This is a genomic window from Methyloceanibacter sp. (assembly GCF_035650995.1).
Lineage (GTDB): Bacteria > Pseudomonadota > Alphaproteobacteria > Rhizobiales > Methyloligellaceae > Methyloceanibacter.
On the sequence record NZ_DASRGO010000160.1, the window covers coordinates 1 to 10841 of the forward strand.

At 64.9% G+C, this 10841-nt stretch carries 10 protein-coding genes; 8 read left to right on the forward strand and 2 right to left on the reverse strand.

The annotated features are described in order from the left end of the window. From VFB18_RS12120 to VFB18_RS12150, 7 genes are all read left to right on the forward strand, one after another. Window positions 1-1688, forward strand: a 1688-nt coding sequence (locus VFB18_RS12120) for an extracellular solute-binding protein (RefSeq protein ID WP_324975522.1), incomplete at its 5' end; no start/stop codon positions are given. A 173-nt stretch (window positions 1689-1861) separates the two neighbouring features. Beyond that, window positions 1862-2977, forward strand: coding sequence for a microcin C ABC transporter permease YejB (locus VFB18_RS12125; RefSeq protein ID WP_324975524.1), 1116 nt, complete (start codon window positions 1862-1864; stop codon window positions 2975-2977). A 5-nt stretch (window positions 2978-2982) separates the two neighbouring features. Further along, entirely contained in the window at window positions 2983-4146 is a 1164-nt protein-coding gene (locus VFB18_RS12130) for an ABC transporter permease (RefSeq protein WP_324975526.1), read from the forward strand. 26 nt (window positions 4147-4172) lie between these two features. Continuing rightward, the gene (locus tag VFB18_RS12135; protein WP_324975529.1) at window positions 4173-5105 is read left to right on the forward strand and encodes a cation diffusion facilitator family transporter; all 933 of its coding nucleotides are present in this window, start codon (window positions 4173-4175) and stop codon (window positions 5103-5105) included. A 20-nt stretch (window positions 5106-5125) separates the two neighbouring features. Continuing rightward, a complete protein-coding gene (locus VFB18_RS12140) occupies window positions 5126-5365 on the forward strand; it encodes a hypothetical protein (protein ID WP_324975532.1) in 240 nt (79 codons plus the stop codon). Then, entirely contained in the window at window positions 5365-5865 is a 501-nt protein-coding gene (locus tag VFB18_RS12145; RefSeq protein ID WP_324975534.1) for a PIN domain-containing protein, read from the forward strand. The genes VFB18_RS12140 and VFB18_RS12145 overlap by 1 nt, the downstream gene beginning before the upstream one ends. Next, a complete protein-coding gene (locus tag VFB18_RS12150) occupies window positions 5862-7493 on the forward strand; it encodes an ABC transporter ATP-binding protein (RefSeq protein ID WP_324975537.1) in 1632 nt (543 codons plus the stop codon). Before VFB18_RS12145 ends, VFB18_RS12150 begins: the two co-directional genes overlap by 4 nt. Before the next feature lie 157 nt (window positions 7494-7650). Here the strand turns inward: VFB18_RS12150 and VFB18_RS12155 are convergent, their stop codons facing one another. Further along, on the reverse strand, window positions 7651-8499 hold the full coding sequence (locus VFB18_RS12155) for a C40 family peptidase (RefSeq protein ID WP_414675689.1): 849 nt from the start codon (window positions 8497-8499) through the stop codon (window positions 7651-7653). A gap of 11 nt (window positions 8500-8510) precedes the next feature. Beyond that, on the reverse strand, window positions 8511-9938 hold the full coding sequence (locus VFB18_RS12160; RefSeq protein WP_324975543.1) for a leucyl aminopeptidase family protein: 1428 nt from the start codon (window positions 9936-9938) through the stop codon (window positions 8511-8513). A gap of 83 nt (window positions 9939-10021) precedes the next feature. On the opposite strand from VFB18_RS12160, the gene VFB18_RS12165 reads away from it, so the two are divergent. Next, entirely contained in the window at window positions 10022-10693 is a 672-nt protein-coding gene (locus VFB18_RS12165) for a glutathione S-transferase family protein (RefSeq protein ID WP_324975546.1), read from the forward strand. The last annotated feature ends 148 nt before the right edge of the window (window positions 10694-10841 follow it).

A 10841-nucleotide genomic window follows, 5' to 3' on the forward strand; every position in this document is an offset into this window, starting at 1 on the left:
TTCTGTTCGACACGCTGATGACGCCCGCTGCCGACGAACCCGACGCGGTCTACGGCCTCGTCGCCGAGAGCGCCGAAGTGGCCGACGACCGCATGTCGGTGACCTTCCATCTGCGCCCAGAGGCGCATTTCGCTGACGGCACCGCGCTCACCGCCGACGACGTGGTGTTCTCCTTCGACGCGCTCAAGGAAAAAGGGCATCCGGTCTACCACCAGATGCTCCAGGACGTGGTGAAGGCCGAGGCCCTCGATCCCCATACCGTGCGTTACACCTTCAAGGGCGATCTCGTGCGCGATCTGCCGCTCACCGTGGCGACGCTTCCCATCTTCTCAAAGGCCTATTACACGACGCACCCCTTCGACCAGACGACGCTCGACCCGCCGCTCGGTTCGGGGCCGTATCTGGTCGACAGCGTGGCGCAGGGACGCACCATCGTCTACCGCCGCAATCCCAACTATTGGGCCAAGGACCTGCCGGTCAACCGCGGGCGCTTCAACTTCGACCGCATCCGCTTCGAATATTTCCGCGACCGCACCGCCTCGATGGAGGCCTTCAAGGCGGGGGCCTACGACTTCCGCGAGGAATTCACCTCCAAAGTGTGGGCGACCGAATACGACTTCCCGGCGATCCGCGACGGTAGGGTGAAGAAGGAGGTGCTGCCCGACGAGACGCCGTCGGGCACGCAGGGCTTCTTCCTCAACACGCGGCGCGAACCGTTGAACGACATCCGCGTGCGCAAGGCGCTCGATCTCGCCTTCGATTTCGAATGGGCGAACAAGAATCTGTTCTACGGGCTCTATAAGCGCACCGAGAGCTATTTCGAAAATTCGCCGATGAAGGCGGAAGGCGCGCCGTCCGAGGCCGAGCGCGCCCTACTGAGCTCGCTCGGCGCGCCCGTCTCCGACGAGGCGCTCGGCGCCGCCTACGTGCCGCCGAAGAGCGACGGCTCGGGCCAGGACCGCACGCTTCTCATCGCGGCGGGCAAGCTGCTCGACGAGGCCGGCTGGACCGTCAAGAACGGAGTCCGCGTCAACGCCAAGGGCGAGCCGCTCAAGCTCGAGATCCTCTATTCGGAGGACGTGTTCGAGCGCCTGATCGCGCCTTACATCAAGAATTTGAAGCTGCTCGGCATCGAGGCCTCGATGCGCCTGGTGGACCCCGCGCAATATCAACAGCGGCTCAAGAATTTCGACTTCGACATCACCACCGAACGCTACCAGATGCGCAACACGCCGGGGGTCGAGCTGAGGAGCTATTTCAGCTCGCAGGCAGCCAAGATGGACGGCTCGCTCAATCTCGCCGGCGTCTCCGACCCCGCCGTCGACGCGCTGATCGAGCGGGTCATCGCGGCCAAGAACCGCGACGAGCTGACCACCGCGGCGCGCGCGCTCGACCGCGTGCTCAGGGCCGGGCACTACTGGGTGCCGCACTGGTACAAGGCCTCCTACAACATCGCCTATTGGGACAAGTTTTCGCGGCCTCAGGTGAAACCCCGCTTCGACCGCGGCATTCTCGACACCTGGTGGTACGACGAGGCCAAGGCCGCGAAGCTCGCCGCGACGGCGCCGAGCCCGCGCGAGACGAGCGGTTCCGGAGGCAGTCCCTCGCGGCTCTGGCTCATCCTCGGCGCGCTCGCCGTCGCCGCGGCGGCCTATGGCATCGCGCGCTTGCGCCGCCGCAAGGCGTGAGCGCACCCGACAGGCGCAAAATGCCGCAATTTACCTCCGCCGACGGGGCGATCCCGCCGATAGGACCCTATGTCGGGTTCCACTCGGCTCGAGAATCCAGTAAGCATCACCCAAGCGAGCGAAACCGGCGCCGTGGGGCGGGGCAGCCGGCCCGGCCACATGCGTGAGAGAGAATGACAGCCTATATCCTCCGCCGCCTCCTCCTCATCATCCCGACGATGTTCGGCATCATGCTGGTGACGTTCGTCGTCGTGCAGTTCGCGCCGGGCGGTCCGGTCGAGCGCCTCATCGCCCAGCTCACCGGCGCCGATCAGGGCGCCACCTCGATGTTCAGCGGCGGCGGGGGCGACGCGACGAGCCCGCGTCCCGGCGGCGGCGGGCTCCCGGGCGACGTCTCGGCGCCGTCGAAATACCGCGGCGCGCAAGGCCTCGATCCCGAATTCATCAAGAGCCTCGAAAAGCAGTTCGGCTTCGACAAGCCGGCCTACGAGCGCTTTGCCATGATGATCAAGAACTACCTCCTGTTCGATTTCGGCAAGAGCTATTTCCGCGACACGAGCGTGCTCAAGCTGATCGAGGAGAGAATGCCGGTGTCGATCTCGCTCGGGCTGTGGATGACGCTACTCTCCTACGCCATCTCCATCCCGCTCGGCATCCGCAAGGCGGTCAAGGACGGCTCGCGCTTCGACGTGTGGACGAGCACCGTGATCGTGATCGGCTACGCCATTCCGGGCTTTCTCGTCGCCGTGTTCCTCATCGTGCTGTTCGCCGGCGGCTCGTTCCTGCAGATCTTTCCCCTGCGCGGGCTCGTGTCCGAGAACTGGCACGAACTGTCCTGGCCGATGAAGATCGCCGACTATTTCTGGCACCTCGTGCTGCCGATGTTCGCCATGGCGCTGTCGGCCTTCGCCACCACGACCTTCCTCACCAAGAACTCGTTCCTCGAGGAGATCAGGAAGCAATATGTGATGACGGCGCGGGCCAAGGGGCTGACCGAGCACAAAGTGCTGTACGGCCACGTGTTCCGCAACGCCATGCTGCTCGTCATCGCCGGCTTTCCCGGCGCGTTCATCGGCGCCTTCTTCACCGGCTCGCTCCTGATCGAGACGATCTTCTCGCTCGAGGGGCTCGGGCTCCTGAGCTTCGAATCGGTGGTGAACCGCGACTATCCGGTGGTGTTCGCCACGGTCTACATCTTTTCGCTGCTCGGGCTCGTCATCAACCTCATCTCCGACCTCACCTATACGTGGGTCGATCCGCGCATCGATTTCGAGACGCGCGAGGTCTAGCCGCGATGGACGCGCCGATCGACACCGCGATCACCGAGGAAGTCACCGCGCAAGGCGTGCCGGCCCCCCGGCCGTGGCTCTCGGCGCTGCAGCGGCGGCGGCTCGAAGTGTTCAAGGCCAACCGGCGCGGCTACTGGTCGCTGTGGATCTTCTTGGTGCTGTTCATCATCAGCCTATTCGCCGAATTCATCTGCAACGACAAGCCGATCCTGGTGAAATACGAGGGCCGCTATTACTGGCCGATCTTCCAGTCCTACCCCGAGACCGCCTTCGGCGGCATTTTCGAGACCGAAGCCGACTACCGCGATCCGGCGGTGAGAGAGATGATCAAGCACGGAGACGGCTGGGCGCTCTGGCCGCCGATCCGCTTCTCCTACAACACGCAGAACAAGAACCCGCCGATGGCCTTTCCGGTGAAGCCCACCTGGATGCTCACCGAGGAGGATTGCAAGCTCGCGGTCGAGCGCGGCTTCCATCCCTGCAACGCCGACCTCGAATGGAACTGGCTCGGCACCGACGATCAGGGGCGCGACGTCATCGCCCGCGTCATTTACGGATTCCGCATCTCGGTGCTGTTCGGGCTCGTGCTAACGCTGTTCTCGTCGGTGATCGGGGTGGCGGCAGGCGCCGTACAGGGCTATTTCGGCGGCTGGACCGATCTCCTGTTCCAGCGCTTCATCGAAATCTGGACGAGCATCCCGCAACTCTACCTGCTCATCATCGTCGCCGCGGTGATCGAGCCGAATTTCTGGATCCTGCTCGGCATCCTGCTCGCCTTCTCCTGGGTGGCGCTGGTCGGGGTGGTGCGCGCCGAGTTCCTCAGGGCGCGGAACTTCGAATACGTGACCGCGGCGCGCGCCCTCGGGCTGTCCAATGTGCGGATCATGTTCAAGCACCTCCTGCCGAACGCGATGGTGGCGACCATCACCTTCATGCCGTTCATCCTGAACGGCTCGATCACCACGCTCACTTCGCTCGACTTTCTCGGCTTCGGCCTGCCGCCGGGGTCGCCCTCGCTCGGCGAACTGCTCGCCCAGGGCAAGGACAATCTTCAGGCGCCGTGGCTCGGACTCACGGCCTTCTTCGTCATCGCGCTGATGCTCTCGCTTCTGATCTTCATCGGCGAGGCGGTGCGCGACGCGCTCGACCCGCGCAAGACGCTCGGATGACGCCGATGCATGGATCGCACGCGCACATGCACGATCGCTCGGGCCGCGGCAAGGGCCGGACGCCGAAGATCCCAGCCGAGCCGCACGCCAATAACGAGCGGCGCATGGGGTTCGCCGCGCTCATCACCGGCCTGTTCATGTTCGCCGAGGCGGCTGGCGGCATCGCGGCCGGCTCGCTCGCGCTGCTCGCCGATGCCGGCCACATGCTGACCGACTTCGCCTCTCTGTCGCTCGCCTGGTTCGGTTTCCGGCTGTCGCGGAGGCCCGCCGACTGGAAGCGCACCTACGGCTTCGACCGCTTCCAGGTGCTGATCGCCTTCGCCAACGGCCTTGCACTGTTCGCCATCGGCGCGTGGATCGTCTACGAGGCGGTCGAGCGGCTGATGACGATCCCGCAAGTGTCGGGCGGCATCATGGTGGTCATCGCTGTGCTCGGCCTCCTGGTCAATGTCGCCGCCTTCTTCCTGCTGCAAGGCGCCGACCGCGAGAATCTCAACGTGCGCGGGGCCCTCGTGCACGTGCTCGGCGATCTGCTCGGCTCGGTCGCGGCGCTCGCCGCGGGAGCGGTGATCCTGCTCACCGGCTGGACACCGATCGATCCCCTCCTTTCGCTTCTGGTCGCGGCGATCATCGTGAAAAGCGGCTGGCAGGTAGTGGCCGCGAGCGGGCATATCCTGCTCGAAGGCGCGCCGGGCGAGCTCGACACGCGCGCGATCGGCCCCGACCTCATAGCCCATGTCAAAGGGGTGCAGGGCGTTCACCACGTCCATGTCTGGTCGATCACCCAGAGCCGGCGCATGGTGACGCTTCATGCCGACATCGGCGTGGGCACCGATCAGGGGCGCGTGGTGAAGGACATCAAGGCGCGGCTCGCGGAGCGCTTCGCGCTCGACCATGCCACCGTCGAGGTCGAGTGCGGCGAATGCGCCGACGCCCAGCCTGCCAAGGCCAAGGCGTGATGTGGTACAATGGGTGGGTCATGAACAAGATCGTTAAAGAGCACTACCCCGCTTCGAAGCTCCCGGTCGAGCTGCGCGAAGGGATCGACTCGACTGCTTTCGTCACCGTGACCATCCAAGAGGAGGGTGAAGGGCGGAAACCGTTAAGCAGGGAGGCCCTTCGCGTCCTGATCGAGCGCGCGCAGATGGAATCCAAGGGTGGAACCATCGAGGATGCTGTCGAGCGTGTGCGCACCCTGCGCGACGAATGGGATGATTGATGGCGGAAGTCAGCAGGCTTTACCTCGACGCCAATATCATCATCCATTTGGTGGAACACAACGACGATCTGGCAAAGGCTTTCGTTAGGCTCTTCACGGCCCAGGCCAGAGGACGGCCTTTCCTTGTGACAAGCGAACTAACGCTGATGGAGGCGCTCGTTAGCCCCTATCGGGAGAAAAACGACCAGCTCATTGATCGCTACGACGACGCAATGATCTCCAACAGTCAGTTGGAGGTTGCCCCGATAGTTCGTCCGGTGTTGTGGTATGCGGCGGTCTTACGATCGCAATACCCGGCACTCAAGACTCCTGATGCAATCCATGTCTCAACGGCCATCGGTATGCGCTGCAGCCATCTGCTAACTGCTGATAAGCGCCTCGCCAACCGCTATGAGCTTCTTCATCATCGCTATGGATTGCTGAAGGGTCCTGCCGACGTCGAGGTGCTGCGTCCGGAGCTTGAGGTAGTGAGACAACTCATCGAGATTGCCGCGCGATGACCAACGCCGCCCTCATCAAGGTCGAGGACCTGTCGGTCGATTTCAACGCGGGCGAGGCCGCGACGCATGCGGTCAGGAACGTGTCGTTCGATATCGGCGCGGCCGAGACGGTCGCGCTCGTCGGCGAATCGGGCTCCGGCAAGACGGTGACGGCGCTGTCGATTCTCCGCCTCCTCCCCTACCCCACGGCATCGCACCCCTCGGGCAGAATCTTGTTCAAGGGCGAGGATTTGCTCACGCTACCGCCGGCCGCGCTGCGCGCGATCAGGGGCAACAAGATCTCGATGATCTTCCAGGAGCCGATGACCTCGCTCAATCCGCTGCATACGATCGAGCGGCAAATCGCCGAGGTGCTGAAGATTCATCGCGGCATGTCGGATCGGGCGGCGCGCGGGCGCGTGCTCGATCTCCTCGACAAGGTCGGCATCGACGACCCCAAGGGGCGGCTCGGCTCCTACCCGCATCAGCTCTCGGGCGGCCAACGGCAAAGGGTGATGATCGCCATGGCGCTCGCCAACGAGCCGGACCTGCTTATCGCCGACGAGCCGACCACGGCGCTCGACGTCACCATCCAGGCGCAGATCCTCGATCTGCTCGCCAACCTCAAGGCCGAGTTCAACATGGCGATGCTGCTCATCACCCACGATCTCGGCATCGTGCGCAAGATGGCCGACCGCGTCTGCGTGATGAACAACGGCGAGATCGTCGAGCGCGGGCGGACCGCCGACATCTTCGCCGCGCCGAAGCATCCCTACACCAAGCACCTGATCGAGTCGGAGCCTAAGGGGCAGCCGCCCGCCGCCGACCCCCAGGCAAAGACCATCCTCGAAGCCAAGGACCTGCGCGTGTGGTTTCCGATCAGGCGCGGCTTCCTGCGCCAGACGGTCGGACATATCAAGGCGGTGGACGGCATAAACCTCGCGGTCAAGGAGGGCCAGACGCTCGGCGTGGTCGGCGAATCGGGTTCGGGCAAGACCACGCTCGGGCTTGCCCTGCTGCGGCTGATCTCAAGCGACGGTCCCATCATCTATCTCGGCAACCGCATCGACGGGTATGACTCCAAGCGCATGCGGCCGCTCAGGCGCGACATGCAGATCGTGTTCCAGGACCCGTACGGATCGCTTTCCCCACGCCTTTCGGTCGGCCAGATCATCGAGGAGGGCCTCGCCATCCAGAATCCCTCGCTCACGAGGGAGGAGCGGACGGAGCGCATCTCGCGCGCGCTCAAGGAGGTCGGCCTGAAGCCCGAGTGGCGCGACCGCTACCCGCACGAGTTCTCCGGCGGCCAGCGCCAGCGCATCGCCATCGCGCGCGCGCTCGTGCTCGAGCCGAAATTCCTCATTCTCGATGAGCCGACGAGCGCGCTCGACGTGTCGGTGCAGGCGCAGATCGTCGATCTCCTGCGCGAGCTGCAGCGGCGTCACAAGCTCGCCTATCTCTTCATCAGCCACGACCTGAAAGTCGTGCGCGCGCTCGCCAATTCGATCATCGTGCTCCGCCACGGCAAGGTCGTGGAGCAGGGTCCGGCACGCACGGTGTTCGCCGAGCCGAAGACGGACTACACCAAGGCTCTGCTCGCGGCAGCCTTCGCGCTCGAGGCGACGCGCGGCGGCGTGGTCGCTACCTAAGCGCGGGGAACTGTCCGCAGCACGGCGCGTTGCTCCATCAGATCGTTTCTGTCACGGAGCGTTGATATGCGAGGCGTTCTTCTTTGGCTGATCGGCATCCCCATCCCGATCATCATCCTGCTCTACCTGTTCCACGTCATCTAGGGCGCCTGCGGGTTCAGAGGCGCGGCAGTCGCCGCACCCCGATCACCTCGAAGCCGGCATTGCCGATGCGCGCCCTCGCCGCGGCGAAGGGCTCGAGCTCGACCTGCATGTGAAAGGCGTTGGCGTGGAGAAGATGCGTCGGGCTCGTCATGATGCCGACGTGGCCGTCCCAGAACACGAGATCACCGCGGCGAAGCGCGGTGCCTTCGCTCCAGGGGACCGGCTCGCCGAGCTCGGCTAACTGCATGTCGGCATCGCGCGGCACGGTGTATCCGGCCGCCTCGAAGGCGAGCTGGACGAGGCCCGAGCAATCGAGCCCGATGCTGGTGCGGCCGCCCCAAAGATAAGGCGTGCCGAGAAAGGCCTCGGCGACGGCGACAGGGTCGGGGACCGGCTCGCCGGCGAGGCCTGCATGTTGCGCAAACACGAAGCCTCCGTCCTCGAGGGCGAGAAACTTGCCCTCCTCCGCCCTCGCCGTGAACAGGGCATTCAGGCTAAGCAGCGCAAGCGGCGGGGACTTTCCGTCGGGCTCGGGATAGACATAGGTCCTGAGCGCCGCGACGCGATGGGTCGGCTCAACGATCGAGGCGCTGAGGCCGTCGCTCGGCATGTAGCCGACATAGAGATCGCGATCGATCTGAACCCAGGCCCATCCCTCGCCCTCGGCGAAGACGGTGACGGTTTCGCCTTTGAGCACCTCGGTCTCGAGAAGAGAGTCGAAGCGCGGCTCGCGCCGCAAGGGAAGCGACGGCGCAATCACCTGGCGCGGCTCGCCGCTAACGTAGCGCTCCGCTTCGATCAAACCTCTGAGCCTCGCATCGGCGAGTTCCGGCCGGTAAGCATGGCGGCGCGGGTCGAGCATTGCGGAATCGCTCACGCGCGGCCAAGCTCCTGACGGAAGAAGTGGAACAGGGCGCGGGCTCCTTGCGGCTCGCCGCCCTGCGGCCGGCCGGGTTGTTCGCGCGGCACCCAGGCGAAGATGTCGAGATGGGCGAACCGCTTCGCCTGTTTCACGAAGCGTTTCAGGAACAGCGCGGCGATCACCGAGCCGGCGAAAGAGCCCTCGGCGATATGATTCACATCGGCGATCGAGCTTTTGAGCATCTTGTCGTAAGGCGCCCAGAACGGCATGCGCCATAGCGGATCGCCCACCGCGCTGCCGCTCGAGAGCAGGCCGGCAGCGAAGCCGTCATCGTCGGTATAGAGAGGCGGAAGATCGGGGCCGAGCGCGACGCGCGCGGCGCCCGTCAGCGTGGCGATGGTGATGAGGTAGTCGGGCGCCTCCTCATCGGCGAAGCTGATCGCATCGGCCAGCACGAGGCGACCCTCGGCGTCGGTATTGCCGATCTCGACGGTCATGCCGTTCCGGCTGGTGAGAACGTCGCCCGGGCGAAACGCGTTGCCGGAAATGCTGTTCTCCGCGGCAGGGATCAGCACCCGCAAGCGGATCGGCAGCTTGGTGCGCATGGCGAGGAGCGCGAAGGCGAGCGCCGTCGCCGCACCGCCCATGTCCTTCTTCATCAACCCCATGGCGCTTGAAGGCTTGATGTCGAGACCGCCGGTATCGAAGCAGATGCCCTTGCCGACAATGGTGACCTTCGGCGCGTGCTCGGAGCCAAATCTGAGATCGATGAGCCGCGGCGCACGGTCGCTGGCGCGGCCTACGGCATGGATCATGGGGAAATTGTCGGAAAGCAGGCTCGAGCCCTCGATGACCTTGATGCTCCCGCCATAGGCGTTGGCGAGCTCGCGCGCAGCCGTCTCGAGCTCGGCCGGGCCGAGATCGTTGGCCGGCGTATTGATGAGGTCGCGCCCGAAATAGAGCGCGGCGGCGAGCGCGAGCACCTCCTCCTTGTTGGCGCCTTCGGGAAGGACGAGACGCTTCGTCTTGCCTTCGTCGCAGGTCTTGTAACGCGTGAAACGATAGAGGCCGGCGAGAAATCCGAGCGCGGCAAGCCCGGGATCGGGCAGAGGCGAAGCGAAGGTGTAGTCGCCCTCGGGGAGCGCGCCTGCAAGCACACCGGTGAGGAGCGGCGTGCGCGACGCCCAATCCGCATCGCCGGTGCCGAGCAGAACTCCGCTCACACCACGAACGCCGCCCGGCAGGAGGAGAACCGAGCCCTCCTTGGGCTTCCACCCTTGCGCCTCGACCCAACTGCGCTCGGCCTCGCTCAACGCCTCGAGGGCCGGATCGTCCTCGGAGGCGATGAGGCGAATGGGGAGGCCGCCGGCGCCCGCGTCGAGAAGCCGGTCATCGAGGGCGGCGGCAATCGTCTCGAGCGTCGCAATTTTGGTCGTCATTGGCACCAAGGAATGAGGGGGTTGCAGCGTCCGCGCATTAATGGCAGGGGAGCGGAGTGCTGACAATGGCGGAAGGGGCGAGCATGGGAACGGCCAAGTACACACTCGTCATCGGCGACAAGAACATCTCGTCCTGGAGCTTGCGGCCATGGATCGCGCTCAAGGCCTGCGGCATTCCCTTCGCCGAGGAGCGCGTCAGGCTGCGCCAGCCGGACAGCAAGGCCGAGATCTCGCGCGTGTCGCCCTCGGGCAAGGTGCCGGCGCTCAAGACCGAGAACGGCATCGTGTGGGACAGCCTCGCCATCCTCGAATATCTCGCCGAGCACCATCCGGAGTGCCACCTCTGGCCGAAGGACGCGGAGGCCAGGGCGGCGGCGCGCTCGATCTCGGCCGAAATGCACTCCGGCTTCGCCACGCTCCGCAACGACATGTCCATGGACCTGTTGGCGCGGCTCGCCACTCCCCCGATCAGTCCCGCGCTCGAGACCGACATCAGGCGCATCGTGGCCATCTGGCACGACGCGCGCAGCCGCTTCGGCAAGGGGGGGCCGTTCCTGTTCGGCGCCTTCACCAACGCCGATGCCATGTACGCGCCGGTGGCGACGCGCTTCCGCACTTATGGCGTCGATCTCGGACAATTCGGCGACGACGGCACGGCCCAGGCCTATGCCGATGCGATCCTCGCCATGCCGGAGATGGCCGAGTGGACCGCGGGGGCGGTTGAGGAAGTCAGAAGCCGGAAATCAGAAGTCTGAATTCTGATCGAAAATCAGACATTGCCGGCCGCAGGGCCCGCCTATCAGTCTGATTTCTGAATACTGACTTCTGGCTTTTGGCTTCTGGCGGCGGCGGCATGGTTAATACTTTTTTGACGCCTGTCCCGGATCATTACAGCAGTCCAAC

Bases quoted from the DNA above. Each gene is read 5' to 3' on its own strand.
- VFB18_RS12160 (WP_324975543.1), bottom strand. From the start codon at position 9,938: ATGACGACCAAAATTGCGACGCTCGAGACGATTGCCGCCGCCCTCGAT.
- VFB18_RS12135 (WP_324975529.1), top strand. From the start codon at position 4,173: ATGCACGATCGCTCGGGCCGCGGCAAGGGCCGGACGCCGAAGATCCCA.
- VFB18_RS12140 (WP_324975532.1), top strand. From the start codon at position 5,126: ATGAACAAGATCGTTAAAGAGCACTACCCCGCTTCGAAGCTCCCGGTC.
- VFB18_RS12125 (WP_324975524.1), top strand. From the start codon at position 1,862: ATGACAGCCTATATCCTCCGCCGCCTCCTCCTCATCATCCCGACGATG.
- VFB18_RS12130 (WP_324975526.1), top strand. From the start codon at position 2,983: ATGGACGCGCCGATCGACACCGCGATCACCGAGGAAGTCACCGCGCAA.
- VFB18_RS12145 (WP_324975534.1), top strand. From the start codon at position 5,365: ATGGCGGAAGTCAGCAGGCTTTACCTCGACGCCAATATCATCATCCAT.
- VFB18_RS12165 (WP_324975546.1), top strand. From the start codon at position 10,022: ATGGGAACGGCCAAGTACACACTCGTCATCGGCGACAAGAACATCTCG.
- VFB18_RS12150 (WP_324975537.1), top strand. From the start codon at position 5,862: ATGACCAACGCCGCCCTCATCAAGGTCGAGGACCTGTCGGTCGATTTC.
- VFB18_RS12155 (WP_414675689.1), bottom strand. From the start codon at position 8,499: ATGCTCGACCCGCGCCGCCATGCTTACCGGCCGGAACTCGCCGATGCG.